The 15296-nt window shown below is 64.4% G+C and carries 14 protein-coding genes; 10 read left to right on the top strand and 4 right to left on the bottom strand.

Translation table 11 applies throughout. The features are described from left to right. The 4 genes from RDU24_RS11040 to RDU24_RS11025 all read left to right on the top strand — a co-directional run. Positions 1–501, top strand: a 501-nt coding sequence (locus RDU24_RS11040; RefSeq protein WP_308735813.1) for an RHS repeat-associated core domain-containing protein, incomplete at its 5' end; no start/stop codon positions are given. Between the two features lie 43 nt (positions 502–544). Continuing rightward, positions 545–922 (top strand): hypothetical protein, encoded by a 378-nt coding sequence (locus RDU24_RS11035; protein WP_308735812.1) that lies wholly within the window; start codon positions 545–547, stop codon positions 920–922. A gap of 34 nt (positions 923–956) precedes the next feature. Next, positions 957–1178 (top strand): hypothetical protein, encoded by a 222-nt coding sequence (locus RDU24_RS11030; protein ID WP_308735811.1) that lies wholly within the window; start codon positions 957–959, stop codon positions 1176–1178. A 256-nt stretch (positions 1179–1434) separates the two neighbouring features. Continuing rightward, a complete protein-coding gene (locus RDU24_RS11025) occupies positions 1435–1971 on the top strand; it encodes a hypothetical protein (RefSeq protein ID WP_308735810.1) in 537 nt (178 codons plus the stop codon). A 257-nt stretch (positions 1972–2228) separates the two neighbouring features. On the opposite strand, the gene ilvD is transcribed toward RDU24_RS11025, so the two are convergent. The 3 genes from ilvD to ftsE all read right to left on the bottom strand — a co-directional run bounded on the left by ilvD (position 2229) and on the right by ftsE (position 5698). Continuing rightward, a complete protein-coding gene (ilvD, locus tag RDU24_RS11020; RefSeq protein WP_308735814.1) occupies positions 2229–3899 on the bottom strand; it encodes a dihydroxy-acid dehydratase in 1671 nt (556 codons plus the stop codon). A gap of 168 nt (positions 3900–4067) precedes the next feature. Then, positions 4068–4988 (bottom strand): cell division protein FtsX, encoded by a 921-nt coding sequence (locus RDU24_RS11015; RefSeq protein WP_308735809.1) that lies wholly within the window; start codon positions 4986–4988, stop codon positions 4068–4070. Continuing rightward, entirely contained in the window at positions 4985–5698 is a 714-nt protein-coding gene (gene ftsE, locus RDU24_RS11010; RefSeq protein ID WP_308735808.1) for a cell division ATP-binding protein FtsE, read from the bottom strand. The genes RDU24_RS11015 and ftsE overlap by 4 nt, the downstream gene beginning before the upstream one ends. 157 nt (positions 5699–5855) lie before the next feature. Here ftsE and RDU24_RS11005 point away from each other — a divergent pair, with 157 nt between their 5' ends. From RDU24_RS11005 to RDU24_RS10995, 3 genes are all read left to right on the top strand, one after another. After that, positions 5856–7559, top strand: a complete 1704-nt coding sequence (locus RDU24_RS11005) for a pentapeptide repeat-containing protein (protein ID WP_308735807.1) — start codon at positions 5856–5858, stop codon at positions 7557–7559. A 199-nt stretch (positions 7560–7758) separates the two neighbouring features. Continuing rightward, complete coding sequence (locus RDU24_RS11000; protein ID WP_308735806.1) at positions 7759–8121, top strand: tlde1 domain-containing protein; 363 nt, start codon at positions 7759–7761, stop codon at positions 8119–8121. After that, complete coding sequence (locus tag RDU24_RS10995) at positions 8108–8791, top strand: hypothetical protein (protein WP_308735805.1); 684 nt, start codon at positions 8108–8110, stop codon at positions 8789–8791. Before RDU24_RS11000 ends, RDU24_RS10995 begins: the two co-directional genes overlap by 14 nt. 145 nt (positions 8792–8936) lie before the next feature. On the opposite strand, the gene RDU24_RS10990 is transcribed toward RDU24_RS10995, so the two are convergent. Next, positions 8937–10049: an NADH:flavin oxidoreductase/NADH oxidase gene (locus RDU24_RS10990; protein ID WP_308735804.1), complete on the bottom strand. Its 1113-nt coding sequence runs from the start codon at positions 10047–10049 to the stop codon at positions 8937–8939. 221 nt (positions 10050–10270) lie between these two features. On the opposite strand from RDU24_RS10990, the gene RDU24_RS10985 reads away from it, so the two are divergent. The 3 genes from RDU24_RS10985 to RDU24_RS10975 all read left to right on the top strand — a co-directional run bounded on the left by RDU24_RS10985 (position 10271) and on the right by RDU24_RS10975 (position 15254). After that, entirely contained in the window at positions 10271–13003 is a 2733-nt protein-coding gene (locus tag RDU24_RS10985) for a bifunctional acetate--CoA ligase family protein/GNAT family N-acetyltransferase (RefSeq protein ID WP_308735803.1), read from the top strand. 68 nt (positions 13004–13071) lie between these two features. Then, a complete protein-coding gene (locus tag RDU24_RS10980) occupies positions 13072–13506 on the top strand; it encodes a 4Fe-4S binding protein (protein ID WP_308735802.1) in 435 nt (144 codons plus the stop codon). Continuing rightward, positions 13503–15254 carry an aldehyde ferredoxin oxidoreductase N-terminal domain-containing protein gene (locus RDU24_RS10975; protein ID WP_308735801.1) on the top strand — a complete coding sequence of 584 codons (1752 nt, stop codon included), beginning with the start codon at positions 13503–13505 and terminating at the stop codon, positions 15252–15254. Before RDU24_RS10980 ends, RDU24_RS10975 begins: the two co-directional genes overlap by 4 nt. Positions 15255–15296 lie beyond the last annotated feature (42 nt).

Below are 15296 nucleotides of genomic sequence, written 5' to 3'. Positions count from 1 at the left end.
GTACAGACGATGCAATACGACAGCTTCGGCACCCTGTTGCAGGTGCGGGGCGACGTGGTGCGCCTGCCCATCGGCTTCGCGGGCGGCCTGTTCGACGCCGACACCGGCCTGACGCGCTTCGTCTGGCGAGACTACGACGCCGACACCGGGCGCTTCACGGCGCTGGACCCTCTCGGCAACAAGGGCGGGGACAGCGACTGGTACGGGTATTGCGTCGATGACCCGGTGAACCGGGTGGACGTGTGGGGGTTGAAGAGCAATGACGACAAACCATACTTCTGCAATTGGTCCAAGTGTGACGAAACCGGGACGCTACAGGGCGACTACATACCAATAGGAGTTCATCCTGGTGCTGAGCCGTTTTTGACCGACTTCTCGGTCAAAGTGCCGGACACAGTGGCTGGCCTCTTTCGAAGTGATAATAGCACTGAGGGAATACGCATACCGCTTGGTATTGACTATGTCACTCCATTTCGCGAGTATTATGAGCGGAAAAAATAGCAACTTCAACAAACAAGGCCATAGGCCGAACTGGAGATAGGTTATGCGAGGGGCGTGGTATATTGTTGATGTCTACAGTTTCACATGCATCGTTAGGGCTGCGGTTACAGCAATCCAAGACAAGGACAATTCCACGCTTCTCGTAATCACTGCTGTGGCGCTGATGGGAGTACTCTTCCTTTCATGGCAAACATACAGAGGCTCTCGATTTGCAAGCAGGTTGTTGGCGCTCTACATCATCGCCAACGTTGTTTCCAACGTCTGGCCATATCTTGTTGGAGCGCACAGAATAGACGTATACAGTATGTATTGGCTTGTTTTCTTTGCCTACCTGTTTGGTGGCGCAATTAAGCTCTGGCGCATCAAGGAACTTCCAACGCGCTTCACCGATCCGCCAGCGGAACCCCCGGCCCACGCCTGACGCCGACACCGGGCGCTTCACGGCACTCGACCCGTTGCGCGAGAAAGGCGGCGACAGCGACTGGTACGGGTACTGCGTCGATGACCCGGTGAATCGGGTCGATGTGTGGGGGTTGTTTGTTTTCAAGGAACGGCCCCTGGACAGTCCCATCGGCTCCTTGCCCAAGATCACCACGCCGTGGCTCGACAAGCGCAACCTGGAAGTCAAGCATGTGCAAGGTTGGTTTGAGGACGGGACCGGCGAAAATATTGGCTAGTTTTCCGATGGCGTCCATGCAGATGAACATCACCCGGAAGGAGACTACAGCCCCAGAAGTGAAAGCTTTCCTGACGATATCGCGCGTGAAGCATTGCGGCGTTGGCCGCCGGAAAAAGATTCGCCCTATTCCTGCACCAGCGACAACTGCCAGGACTGGGAAGCGCAAATGCGGCAGCGCATGTACGAGGTAGGGCGAGAACAACGCGGTTCATCGCTTGATCCCAGATAGCGGCCAAGCCGACGAAGGTGGTGACATGAAAACAAGAAATGGCAACAAAAGAAGACGTCTGCTCCTCGCTCTTCTCGTGTTCGCTGCGGCCATACTCCTGGCTTGGCAAGCCAACGTGCATCCCCCGACATCCGCACTCCTGAACAGGCTCTTCCGCAGCGACATCTACGACCCGGTCTCGCACGGTCAGGAGATTGCGCTTTGGGAGAAAGGCGCCACGATCCGCGAGCCGTTTACAGTGCCATTCGCCAACGAATACGAACTAGCCATCCGGTACCACGGTAAATATCCACCGTTGTTCTTCCGGCCCAAGTGCGTACTCGACATAGAGTACTATCAAGGTGATCAACTGGTGCTCCGCAATCGCTACGAAAACAACATGCCGGAATCGACAAACCAATCTGGAAAATGCCTGGGGAACTCGCTTGATATAGTCTTGCTGCCGCAGCACATGGGCACGCAAGCTCATTCTGTCGTCGTCCGAGTTGTTGAGCCGGATGAACGGATGGAAGCATATAATGGGCATATGAAGCTTGTGGTACGGGGCAGCCCGTACTGGTAATTCCATCTCATGGCGCTTCACGGCGCCGTGCTGGGTAAATCGACCCGCTCGGCGCAAAGGGCGGCGACAAGGACTGGTAGGGCTACTGCGTCGATGACCCGGTGAATCGGGTGGACCTGTGGGGGGTGGAGACAGAAGAAACGGGGCGGGGAGCTGGCGTGCTCCTCGCCCCGTCGGCGTTGTTGGTGCGCTCAACCGTGTGCGCGCTTCTACTCTTGACCGGAGTCCAGGGGCGGCGCCCCCTGGGCAGCTCTCCCCTACTCCAGCACAGCTCCTTGCGCGGCGCTGGACACGCGGGCGGCGTAGCGCTTGAGGAATGGCGAGTTGATCTTTTTGCGCTTGGGCTTGAAGGAGGCCTTGCGGCGAGCCAGTTCGGCCTCGTCCACCAGCAGGTTCAGCTTGCGCGCCGGGATGTCGATTTCGATGAGGTCGCCCTCTTGCACCAGGCCGATGAGACCGCCGCTGGCCGCCTCTGGCGAGACGTGGCCGATGGCGGCCCCGCGCGAGCCTCCGGAGAAGCGGCCGTCGGTGATGAGCGCGACGGACTCGCCCAGGCCCATGCCCATGATGGTGCTGGTGGGGGTGAGCATTTCGCGCATGCCGGGTCCGCCCTTGGGTCCTTCGTAGCGGATGACCACGGCGTCGCCGGGCTGAATCGCCCCGGCCAGGATGGCCGTCACGGCTTCCTCCTCGGAGTCGAAGGGCCGCGCCTTGGCTCTCCGGCGCATCATCTCGGGCACCACCGCGGACTGCTTGACCACGGCCCCCTGTGGCGCCAGGTTGCCCCGGAGCACGGCGATGCCGCCCTCGTTGGCGTAGGGCTCGCCCACGGGCCGGATGATCTCGTAGTCGCGCACGCGGGACTTGTTCTCGGCCAGGTTCTCGCCCACGGTCTTGCCGGTGCAGGTCATGGCGCCCTTTTCGATGCGCCCGGCGCTGGCCAGCTCGGCCATGACGGCCTGGATGCCGCCGGCGGCGTGCAGGTCCTGGATGTAGTGCTGGCCCGCGGGCGACAGGCGGCACAGGTTCGGCGTGTTGCGGCTCACCTCGTCGAAGATGGTCAGGTCGAGGTTCAGGCCCGCCTCTCGGAAGATTGCCGGCAGGTGCAGCACGGTGTTGGTGGAGCAGCCCAGGGCCATGTCGAGCGTCACGGCGTTTTTCACGCTCTTCTCGGTGACGATGTCGCGCGGGCGGATGCCCTGCTTGAGCAGCTCCATGATCTGCATGCCCGCCTGCTTGGCCAGGCGGATGCGCGCGGCCTGCACGGCCGGGATGGTGCCGTTGCCGGGCAGGGCCAGGCCGATGGTTTCCGACAGGCAGTTCATGGAGTTGGCCGTGAACATGCCCGCGCAGGAGCCGCAGCCGGGGCAGGCGTTCTCCTCCAGCTCGTCCAGCTCGGCCTCGTCCATCTTGCCGAGCTTCACCCGGCCCACGGCCTCGAACACGTTGATGAGGTCCACGCGCTTGCCGCGCACCTCGCCCGCGAGCATGGGCCCACCGGACACGACGATGGTGGGGATGTTGAGCCGCAGGGCCGCCATGAGCATGCCCGGCACGACCTTGTCGCAGTTGGGCACGAGCACCAGCGCGTCAAAGGGGTGCGCCGTGGCCATGATCTCCACCGAGTCGGCGATGAGCTCGCGGCTGGGGAGCGACATGCGCATGCCCTCGTGGTTCATGGCCAGGCCGTCGCACACGCCGATGACCGGGAACTCCATGGGCGTGCCGCCCGCCATGCGCACTCCGTCCTTCACCGCCCGGGCGATGTTGCCCAGGTGGATGTGGCCGGGGATGATCTCGTTGGCCGCGTTGGCGATGCCGATGAGCGGGCGGCGCATCTCCTCGCGCGTCAGGCCCAGGGCCGACAGCAGCGAGCGGTGCGGGGCCTTTTCCAGGCCGCCGGTCATCTTGGAGCTTCGGGCGGTCATCTTCTTGCTGGTCTTGCTGACGGACATGGATCCTCCTTGGAAGGTTCAGCGCCTGAGGGGGCGAAATTCGCGGCGAATGTCGGCGGGCGCTCACTCGCGCCGGGCTGCCCATTCCGACTGCCTTTCTTCCGTTCGTCGGCCTTGCGCTATGTCCTGGCGGCCCCGGCCTTATTTCCTTGCAGCGATGAGGCTGGCCAGCCCGGCCACGCAGGTGGTGGCCAAAACCAGCGCCAGGGACTGCCACAGGGGCAGAAACTCCACCTTGAGAAACAGCGGCGGCACGTCGAGCACGCTCCGCAGCCAGCTCTGCAAAAACTTCAGGCACACCAGGGACAGCAAGCTGCCGCAAAGCCCCTGCACCACGCCGTTGGCGAAGAGCGGGGCGCGGATGAACCAGGGGCGCGCGCCCACCAGCGACAAGATCTCCACCTCGTCCTTGCGCGCCAGCATCATGAGCTTCAGCGTGTTGCCCACCACAAGCCCCACCACCAGCGCAAAAAACCCGAGCGCGGGCCAAGCGGCCTTCTGCACCAGGGCTATCCAGCCCGTGGCCAGGGTCAGCTGCGTGGGGTTGTAGGTCACCTGCTCCACGCCATCCAGCCCCTTGAGCCGGGCGTACATGCGGCCCATCCAGGGCTCGGGCTGCTCGTCCGGCGGAATGTTGAAGCTCACCAGCGCCGTGGCGGGCAGGGGGTTGTCGCCCTCCAGCCAGGAGAAGTCCTCGCCGGAGCTGGCGTTGCCCTCGGCGCCCGTCAGGGCGCCGCCGGAAGTCCGGGGCGCCAGCCCGCGCATGAGCTCGGACAGGGCCGCGCGCGGGGTGAAGGTCGAAACCTCGGCGATGCCGGGCGCGCGCTTCAGGTCCGCCCACTGGGCCTCCACCGCGGTTAAGTCCGCGCCCACTTTCCAGTAGATCTGGAAGCGCGCCTGGGCCTGGGTGCGCAGCACCTCTGTCTGCACGTTGTGCAGAATCAGGAGGCCGGTGCCGGCCAAGAGCGCCACCATGCACACGGTGAGCAGCGTGCAGAGCTGTGGCAGGGGGAAGCGGCGCATGTCGGCCACGCCGCGCAGGAACAGTTTGGTCGTGCTCACAGGCTGCCCCCGATGATGGGCTTGGTGTCCAGCACCGAGCCGGGCGAGCCCGGCGGAGGCGGCTTGATCTCACCGCGCACCAGATGCACCTGCCGGGCCTCCGGCGCCCAGGAGAGCACCTCGCGGTTGTGCGTGGCCATGATGATGGTGGTGCCGTAAGTGTTGAACTGCTTGAACAGCTCGATCAAGTGGCGCGAAAGGTCGGAGTCGAGGTTGCCCGTGGGCTCGTCGGCCAGGATCAGCTCCGGGTTGACCACCATGCTGCGGGCGATGGCCACGCGCTGCTGCTCGCCGCCGGAAAGCTCGCGGCAGGGCGCGTAGGAGCGCTCCTCCAGGTCCAGCGCGCGGATGACGGCGCGCACGCGGCGGTCGATGCTCACCGAGGACACCCCGCGCACCTCAAGCGCTATGGCGATGTTCTCGAACACGGTGCGCTCGGGCAGCACCTTGAAGTCCTGGAACACCACGGCGACCTTGCGGCGAAGCTCTGGCAGCTGCACGCCGCGCAGGCGCATGAGGTCCACGCCCGCGACGTCGGCCGCGCCGCTCTTGGGCTTCAGGTCGCCGTAGAGCACGCGCAAAAGGGTGGTCTTGCCCGCGCCGGAAGGGCCGGTCAAGAACACGAACTCGCCACGCTCCACATGCAGCGTGACGTCCTTCAGGGCCTGCGCTCCGCCCAGGGTCAGATTCACATGTTCCAGATGCACCATACGTCCGGTCTGCTTACGCCAAATGATTGCGCTTTGGAAGAGGCTCCCACCTGGGCGCGATTTGGCCCTTTGCAGGAGGGGCGGTATTCGGTATCGGATATGGGAAGGTTTGGGAAAGGGGGTGTGGGCGATGGGGTGTTGTTTGTGCGGAACCTACTTGTGGAAGGATGAACCACCGCTGGAAGTGGTCTATCGCACGGGTGACCAAGACTACTGCGTGTTTCATGCGCCAATGAGCGAAAAATGGACGCCGGACGGGAGAGGGCTATATCCGGTTGACGAGTTTAATGCGTTGGTTTTTGAGCGCATCAAATTTGTGATCAGGAATGTGGAGGCAGAGGACAAGGATGTTATCTGCAATTTACGCGGCACCGTATTCCCGGGGGATATTTCCTTTACGGACTTTGCCGAGGAGCATGCACTACCAAGCCTTAACCTTTTGGATGTTACATTCTGCGGCAAAGTGAAGTTCACAGGAGCTCCGTTTGACGGTAAAGCGGACTTCTCAAGAGTCAATTTTCTGGGCGAGGCGAGCTTCACTGGTGCAAATTTCAGGAGTGAAGCAATATTCTCAATGTCAATGTTTAAAGGAAATTTAGACTTTTCCGACGCGATATTTAATAGTGAAACGACTTTTTCAGGTGCTGCATTTCGCGGTGAAGTCACTTTCTTCAACGCAACCATGTTTAAAGATCGAACGTTCTTTAATAACACTACATTCGAGAGCAAGCTAAGGGGCATGGATGTCGTGTTTCAGAGCGAGGCAAACTTCCACGAAGCCAGATTCAACGGGGATGTATACTTCCACGAGGCCATGTTCGGTGGTCAGGCATATTTCAGAGGTTCCCAATTTCGTGACCAGGCAGTTTTCTACAGGGCCAGTTTCGTTGGTGAGGGGGTCTTTCGGGAGATCCTATTCGGCGGAGAGACGAACTTCAGCTTCACCAGATTCGGTGGTAATGCAGACTTCTCCAGGGCAAACTTCTCAGAAAAGACGCGGTTTGTCGGGGCAGATTTTAGTGACGTCGGGCATTTCGACTTTGCCATGTTCAGCCGCGAAGTTGACTTTGAAAGATCACGCTGGATGGATACATCTTTTGCTCAAGCCCGCTTCGGTGATCTGGCCCGATTTCTTTGGGCGACGTTTAATCAACCTGTTAATTTCTCTGGAATTCATGCAAATGAATCCGCTGTGCAGTTCCATCAATTATCGGAGTCCTCGCTAAGTAATCTTATCTTTCAGGAAAGAGAGATAGATTATATTTCATTCAAAGGGTGTCGCACATGGCCACCCACGTTGAAGCTTGAGAGTTCACCATACCACGACTACAAGGCTTGCGAGGCTCTGTTCAGACTACTCAAGCGCACTGCCGACGAAGAAAAGAACATGCAAATGGTATCAGACTGGCACCTCAAAGAAAAACTCATGAAACTAAAGGCGCTATTGGCCAACGAGAAAAGTATTGATGCTCTCGACAAATTCGAAGATCTAAACTCGTCCTTCTGCCAACGATCCTGGGCCTGGATAAAACTTTTCTGCTTCTCACCTCTCATAGTGAAGTTGCGGCTAACGGGCCTCTATTGGTTTTCAAGCGGCTTTGGAGAGCGACCAGTTCGTGCTTTTTGGGTACTGGCGTTCCTCTGTGCGCTGGTGCTTGCACTGAATGCTGTACCCACGCCTTCCTGGGTGCCAAGCCTCCGGACTGATGACTTCGCAAACGCAACCTTGGCCTATATTCCCTTTACTAAGGACATCCAAGGTGACGGTTGGATAAGATTTGGCCGCGGCTTGTGGCAGTTCCTCATCGCCGTGCAGTTCACCCTGTTCGCCCTGGCCGTGCGCAACCGCTTCCGGCGCTAATCGTTAGCCCTACGGCTGGCACGGCTACTACGGCGAAACGGGTGGAGGCGCTTCAAACGGCCCGGTGTACCGGGGCAAGGTGACGCTGCCCAATGGGGTGCGCGGGAAGGTGTCGCCGCCAGCCAAGCCGGGCAAGGTGGTTCCGCCCCCGCCGCCTGCGCCCAGGCAGCCGCATCTGACCTGGGACCAGGGCAGAGGCGTGCTGCGCGATGAACAAGGCCGCGTCATGACCGACAAGGGCTACAGCGGGCGGGGGGATGCGGAGAACAATTCCAGCCAGGAACATGTGGAAGACCATGGCCCCATCCCCCAAGGTAATTGGAGAATCAAGGAAATCACGAACCCGAACTATCGGACGGATTTGACCCGTCCGATATACCGGCTTGTTCCTGATGATGAGACACGTGCGAGGGTCGAGGCCATGGGCCGCAAACCGGACAGTTTCCTCATCCACGGCGGTGACGAAGCTCGTACGGCCTCGACCGGCTGCATCATCGTGGATCGCAACACGCGTCAACAGCTCAAGTCACATCTGGGAGGATGGATTCATGTCGGGAAATAGAGCGCAGTGGCTTCTGGGCGTTGTTGCCGTGGCGTTCCTTGCTTTTCCTGGGGCTGCCGTTGCCGGGCAGGCCATGTCCCGCCTCCTCGCGAACGAACCAGCAGGCGCCTACCATAAGCCCAGGATGGAAAAGCCGCCCTATTCGGCCGTGCTCGCCGAAGACCACCACATCCTCGTTGGCCTTGGCCCGGATCGGGATCGCGAATTCAATCTGACTGGCAAGTACGCCAAGGATGTCCTTGCCATGCTGGGGCCGGCGCCCAGGACGCACTTCGGGGAAAATGACGACTCCCTGTACTGTTACCTTTCCTCCAGGCCCGGTGACGACACGGCACTGGTGTTCGTGGTGTACCCGGACTGGCTGATGCGTGTCCATGTTCAGGCAGAGAAGAACCGCATCATCAAGTATCGCGAGCGTTGCCAGGACACGGACGCCGTCAGTGCCGCTGTGGGCACAAAGGGTGGGTTGCGCCTTGGCATGAGCCGGGACGAGGTGCTCGCCATCTTCGGGCCGCCGCATCGGGTAACTGGCAACAGCGTCGAATACTCATCGGAGCGCCCAGTCAGGAAAGGCGAATTCGGAAACACGGTCTGGCGTTCACAGCAAATATGGTTCGACAAGAACGCCAAGGTGAGCGGATTCTCCATTCTGGCGAATACGCTGGACTGACCAGCCGGGTCCTGTGCCGGTGTACCGGGGCAAGGTGACGCTGCCCAATGAGGTGCGCGGGAAGGTGTCGCCGCCAGCCTAAGCAAACCGGCCCGGCCACCCCACAAAGAAGCGGCCGGGCCGGTTGTTGTTTTCAGGGTCGGCCCTAGTCCTTGAACAAGTGCTTCAGCCCGTGGGGCTGGCAGCGCAGGTACTGCGGCGGGGCGTGCACCTGCGCGCCCAGCGCCGCCGCCGCGTGCCACGGCCAGCGCGGGTTGTAGAGCATGGCCCGGCCCAGCGCCACCAGGTCGGCCTGGCCGCTGGTGATGATTTCCTCGGCCTGCCCGGGCTCGGTGATGAGCCCCACCGCGATGACCGGCAGGCCCGTCTCGTCCTTGATGCGCCGCGCCAGCGGCACCTGGTAGCCCGGCCCCACCGGTATCTTCTGCTGCGGGGCCAGCCCGCCGCTCGAAACATGGATGTACGCCACGCCCAGCTCCCCCAGCCTGCGGCACAGCGCCACGCTCTGGTCCTCGTCCCAGCCGCCCTCCACCCAGTCCGTGGCGGAGATGCGCACCCCGAGCGGGATGTGCGCGGGCAGCGCGCCGCGCATGGCCTGGAAGGTCTCGAGCGGCAGGCGCATGCGGTTCTCCAGGCTGCCTCCATACTCGTCCGCGCGCTGGTTCGAGAGCGGCGAGAGGAACTCGTGCAGCAGATAGCCGTGGGCGCAGTGCATCTCCACGCAGTCCAAGCCCAGGCGCGCCGCCCGGCCCGCGGCCTCGGCAAAGGCCTGGCGCACTTCCGCAAGGCCCGCGGCGTCCAGCTCCCTGGGTGGTGCGTCGCCGGGGGCGAAGCACGCGCGCGAGGGCGCCAGCGTGGTCCAGCCCTCGGGCTCTGCGGGGGGGATGTTGCCCCCGCCAAGCCAGGGCAGGTCGCAGGAGCCCTTGCGCCCCGCATGGGCCAGCTGCACCGCCACGCGGATGGGCGAGTGCGCGCGGATGAACTGGAGCACCCGCGCCAGGGCGATCTCGCACTCGTCGTTCCACAGGCCCAGGTCCGCGCGGGAGATGCGGCCCTCGGGCGTCACGGCCGTGGCCTCGACGATGAGCAGGCCCGCGCCGGACAGGGCCAGCGCGCCGTAGTGGGCCAGGTGCCAGTCGCCCGCCAGGCCGTCCTGCGCCGAGTATTGGCACATGGGCGGGATGACGATGCGGTTCTCAAGGCTGAGCGGGCCGGTGGCGGCCCGGCCGAGGGTGAAGGGGCTGAACAGTGCGCTCATGGCGACCTCCGGGAGTATGCCGTGCACCCTACGCCCGAGTTCGCCCGCGGGCAATCATGTGCTCCGGCCAGGCACCACGACCCGGCGCCCCGGGCGCCCGCCAATCCGCGACGCGTTGCCGCAACACGGTTGCGTTGCGAGGCTCCTTTGGGCTATCAGGGAGAAAGAACCAGATACGTCATCAATTTTTCTGCGCCCAAGGCGCGCATCGCGGGGGCCGCATGAGCCTGACCAATCTTGATTCCCTGTTGAGCCCCAAAGCCGTGGCGGTCATCGGCGCGACCAACGAGCCGGGCAACATCGGCTACCTCGTCATGAAAAACCTGATGGGCGGCGGCTTCCCCGGCCCGGTGATGCCCGTGAGCTTCGAGGCCGAGGCCATCGCCGGGGTGCTGACGTACTCCTCCGTGGCCGACCTGCCCAAGACTCCGGACCTGGCCATCGTCTGCAAGCCGCTGCAAAAGGCCCCCGCCATCGTGGACGCCCTGCGCAAGCGCGGCACGCGCTCCGTGGTGCTCATGGGACCGGGCTACGCCCGCCTGGACGACAAGAGCCGCGCCCGGCTCAAGGCCGAGCTGCTGGAGGCGGCGCAGCCGCCGTCCCTGCGCATCCTGGGGCCGAAGTGCATGGGCCTCATCGTGCCCTCGCTGAACCTGAACGCGAGCCTCGCCCACACCGCCAGCCTGCCCGGCAAGACGGCCTTCCTGTCCCAGTCCGACAGCCTGTTCACCACGGTTCTGGACTGGGCCAAGAGCCACGGCATCGGCTTCTCGCACATGATCTCCCTCGGCGCGCAGATCGACGTCAGCTTCGCCGACATCATGGACTACCTCGGCAGCGACCCCCTGGTGCGCTCGATCCTGCTCTACGTGGAGTCCATCCACGATGCGCGTGGATTCGTCTCGGCCGCGCGGGCGGCCTCGCGCAACAAGCCGGTGCTGGCGCTCCGGCCCGGGCAGGGCCTGCAGAACGCCCTGGCCGAGCTGGCGGCCATGGAGGGCGCAAGCGGCGCCATCGGCGCGGGCTCGCTGCCCCACGGGCTGAACGCCACCTCCGACGAGGTTTACGACGTGGCCTTCCGCCGCGCGGGCATGCTGCGCGTGGAAAGCATCGACGGACTTTTCGACGCCGCCCAGACCCTGGCCGGGGCCAAGCCCGTGCGCGGCGACCGCCTGGCCATCCTGGTCAACGGCTCCTCGGCGGGCATCATGGCCGCGGACGCCCTGCTGGCCCACGGCGGGCGGCTGGCGCGCTTCACCGACGAGACCACCCAGGCCCTGGACAAGCTGCTGCACGGGGGCCTGGTGGCCAACCCGCTGGGCCTGCCCTTCGGCGCAAAGCCCATGGACTGGGTGGAGATCCTGCAGACCGTGCTCACCGACCCCGGCGTGGACGCCGCCCTCATGCTGCACGTGCCCTTTGCCGGGCTCTCCGGCGTGGAGACGGCCCAGGCCGTGGCCCTGGCGGCCAAAAAGGCCAAGCGCATGGTGCTCACCTCGTGGATGGGCTCGGAGCTGGCGCACAAGGCGCGCGCGGTCTTCGCCGACGCCGGGGTGCCCACCTACGAGACCCCGGAGCAGGCCATCCGCGCGTTTCTGTACATGGTGCAGTTCCAGAAGAACCAGGAAATGCTCATCCAGACCCCTGACTCCCTGCCCACGGACTTCTTTCCCGACACCACCGCCGCGCGCGAGGTTTGCGCCCGCGCCCTGGCCGAGGGCCGCAGCGACCTGACCCCCGCCGAGGCCAAGGACGTGCTCACCGCCTACGGCATCCCCGTCGTGGAAACCCAGAGCGCCACCAGCGCCCGCCAGGCGGTCATCGCCGCCGACGAGCTGGGCTACCCCGTGGCGCTCAAGCTCAAGAGCCCGCAGATCAGCCAGCCCCAGGAGGTCGGCGGGGTGTACCTGGACCTGGAAGGCCCGGACAAGGTCTGGGAGGCCGCGGCCAGCATCCTGTCCAGGGTCTCGCGCCAGCGGCCCGACGCCTACGTGGAGGGCTTTGTGGTGCAGAAGATGGGCCGGCGCACCGGCGCGCACGAGCTGTTCGTCTCCGCGCACCTGGATCCGGTGTTCGGGCCGGTCATCGCCTTCGGCCACGGCGGCGTCGCTCGGGAGATGATCCGCGACCGCGCCGTGACCCTGCCCCCGCTGAACATGAGCCTGGCCCACGAGCTCATCAGCCGCACGCGCATCTACAACCTGCTGCACGGCTCGCCCCAGCACCCGGCGGCGGACATCGACGACATCTGCCTGACCATCATCCAGATCTCCCAGCTCATCATCGACGTGCCGCAGATCTGCGCGCTGGACATCAACCCGCTCTACGCCGACGACGGGGGCGTGCTCTCGCTGGGGGCCAAGATACGCGTGGCGCCGGAGACGCGCCCCGGCGCGGAGCGCCTGGCCATCCGCCCCTACCCGCGCGAGCTGGAAGAATGCATGGTGCTGAAGAACGGCCGCAAGGTCACGCTCAGGCCCATCCGCCCCGAGGACGAGCCCGCGCACCGCGAGTTCATCTCCAAGCTCTCCGACGAGGACCTGCGCCTGCGCTTCTTCGGCGTGGTCCGGCGCGACTTCGACCACAAGGACATGGCCCGCTTCACCCAGATCGACTACGACCGCGAGATGGCCTTCATCGCCACGGCCATCAGCGAGGGCGGCCTGCCCGAGACGCTCGGCGTGGTGCGCACGGCCACCAAGCCCGACAACACCGAGGCCGAGTTCGCCATCGTGGTGCGCTCGGACCAGAAGGGCACGGGCCTGGGCAGCCTCCTGTTCCAGAAGATGATCAGCTACACCAAGGGCCGCGGCACCCACCACATCAAGGGCCAGACCATGGTCGAGAACAAGGCCATGCAGGGGCTCTCCAAGAAGTTCGGCTTCGAGATCAGCGTCAATCCCGACGAGGAGCTGGTGGACATGGTGCTGGACCTTACGGCCAAGCCCGAATAAAAGTCGACCCCGCGGGGCCGCCTGGCCCCCGTCACCCTGAAGCAATTATTCTCGGAGGCAACCCCAAGATGAAGACCTTCTTCGCGGCGCGCATGGAGCGCTGCATCGGCTGCCAGAGCTGCTCGCTGGCGTGCGCCCGGCTGGTGCACAAGCGCCTGTCCTGGTACACGGCGGGCATCCGCATCGGCTCCTCCGGCGGCATCTCCACCGGGTTCGAGGCGCGCGTCTGCCTGGCCTGCGATCCGCCCCCGTGCGCGGCCGCCTGCCCCACCGGCTCGCTGACCCCGCGAAAAGAGGACGGCGGCGTCAAGCAGGACCGCAAGCTCTGCATCCGCTGCGGCAAGTGCGTCAAGGCCTGCCCGGTGAACGCCATCGTGCAGGACGAGCTGAACAACCCCTACATGTGCATCCACTGCGGGCGCTGCGTCAGCTTCTGCCCGCACAACTGCCTGGAGCTGGCCGAAAAGGGCCAGGCGGGCTTCGTGCAGGAGGTGGCGGAATGATACGCGACGACTTCCGCATCCTGCTGGTGGACCTTTCGATCCGCAAGGCGCACATCGTGGACCTGCCGGGACGCGAGACATACATCGGCGGCTCCGGCCTGGCGGCCATGCTGTTCGAGAAGTACGGCGACACCGCAGCCCCCTGGGACGACCCCAACCAGCCGCTGATCTTCGCCATCGGCCCGCTGACGGGCTACTTCCCGCTCATGAGCAAGACCGTGTGCGGGTTCCTCTCGCCCTACCACGGCCAGTACGCGGAGTCCCACGCGGGCGGGCGCAGCGCCCTGGCCCTGCGCTTCGCGGACATGGACGCCCTGGTCATCGTGGGCAAGGCCAACGTGCCCTGCGTGCTCTCCGTGGGCTCGCGGCACATGGAGATCAAGAACGCGCCGTTCCTGTGGGGCAAGGACGTGTTCACCACGGGCAAGATGCTCCGCCACATGCTGCCCGGCAGCGGCCACCGCAGCATCCTGCGCATCGGCCCCGCGGGCGAGAACGGCTGCGCCTACGCCTGCATCAACGTGGACACGTACCGGCACTTCGGGCGGCTGGGCTCCGGCTCGGTCATGGGGTCCAAGAACCTGAAGGCCATCGCCCTGGTGGGCGACGCCTCGTTCCCCCTGCCGGAGGGCAAGGACTACGCCAAGTGCTTCCATGAGATCTACGACCAGCTCACCGAGACCTCCATGATGAGCAAGTACCACGACCTGGGCACCGCCGGGAACGTGGCCGCGCTGGACGGGCTCAAGTCGCTGCCGTGGCGCAACCTCCAGGCCACCAGCGATCCGGAGCGCATCGACGGCATCAGCGGCGAGAAGTTCGCCAAGGACATGCTCCTGCGCAACACCGCCTGCTCCGGCTGCCCGGTGGGCTGCATCCACATCGGCTACCTGCGCGAGAAGTTCATGGCCGACAACCGCTACCTGTACCGCCAGGTGGCCTACGACTACGAGCCCATCTTCGCCCTGGGGTCCATGCTGGGCTTCGGCGACGGCTTCAAGGTGCTGGGCCTCATGGACGCCGTGGAGCGCGAGGGCCTGGACTGCATGAGCAGCGGCGTGGCCCTGGCCTGGGCCACGGAGGCCGTGGAGAAAGGGCTCATCACCGAGGCCGAGACCCTGGTGCCGCTGGCCTTTGGCGAGGCCGAGGGCTACAAGGCGGCCATCCGCCACCTGGGCGCGGCCACCAACGAGTTCTACCGCCTGCTGGCCCAGGGCACGCTTGTGGCCGCAAAGCGCTACCAGGGCGAGGACTTCGCCTGCGTGCTGGGCCAGGAGATGGCCGGCTACGCCACGGGCGAGACCTTCTTCGTGTCCGAGAGCTTAAGCTTCCGGCACTCGCACCTGGACTCCAGCGCCTACTCCGCCGACCAGAAGAAGCAGGAAAAGGACGCGGGAATGATCGTGTCGGGGTTCGTGAAGGACGAGGCCAGCCGCTGCGTGCTCACCAGCGTCGTGGGCTGCCTGTTCGCGCGCGGGGTCTACACCGAGGACCGCCTCAAGGCCGCGCTGGCCAGCCTGGGCCTGCAGAACGTGGCCGACAACCTGGCCGCGGCCGGAGAGGCCATCCAGAAGCTGCGCTGGCGGCTGCGGCTGCGTTCCGGCTGCGACCCCATGAGCTCCAAGATCCCCAAGCGCTACACCGAGGTGGTGACCTGGAAAGGCCCCATCGACACAGCCTACATGGAGGAGCTGCGCCAGGCCTACGCCACGCGGCTGCTTGAGCTGGGCCGCGAGGAGGGCGCCTAGCCGCCTCGCGCCGAACCGCAACAAACCACAACGCACAACAAC

This window comes from Humidesulfovibrio sp., from assembly GCF_031082295.1.
Lineage (GTDB): Bacteria > Desulfobacterota > Desulfovibrionia > Desulfovibrionales > Desulfovibrionaceae > Humidesulfovibrio.
This window is presented reverse-complemented; position numbering and strand designations above follow the sequence as displayed.

Excerpts from the sequence above, each read along its gene's own strand:
- RDU24_RS11035 (WP_308735812.1), top strand. The coding sequence starts at position 545 with ATGCGAGGGGCGTGGTATATTGTTGATGTCTACAGTTTCACATGCATC.
- RDU24_RS11025 (WP_308735810.1), top strand. The coding sequence starts at position 1,435 with ATGAAAACAAGAAATGGCAACAAAAGAAGACGTCTGCTCCTCGCTCTT.
- ilvD (WP_308735814.1), bottom strand. The coding sequence starts at position 3,899 with ATGACCGCCCGAAGCTCCAAGATGACCGGCGGCCTGGAAAAGGCCCCG.
- ftsE (WP_308735808.1), bottom strand. The coding sequence starts at position 5,698 with ATGGTGCATCTGGAACATGTGAATCTGACCCTGGGCGGAGCGCAGGCC.
- RDU24_RS10995 (WP_308735805.1), top strand. The coding sequence starts at position 8,108 with ATGTCGGGAAATAGAGCGCAGTGGCTTCTGGGCGTTGTTGCCGTGGCG.
- RDU24_RS10990 (WP_308735804.1), bottom strand. The coding sequence starts at position 10,049 with ATGAGCGCACTGTTCAGCCCCTTCACCCTCGGCCGGGCCGCCACCGGC.
- RDU24_RS10985 (WP_308735803.1), top strand. The coding sequence starts at position 10,271 with ATGAGCCTGACCAATCTTGATTCCCTGTTGAGCCCCAAAGCCGTGGCG.
- RDU24_RS10980 (WP_308735802.1), top strand. The coding sequence starts at position 13,072 with ATGAAGACCTTCTTCGCGGCGCGCATGGAGCGCTGCATCGGCTGCCAG.
- RDU24_RS10975 (WP_308735801.1), top strand. The coding sequence starts at position 13,503 with ATGATACGCGACGACTTCCGCATCCTGCTGGTGGACCTTTCGATCCGC.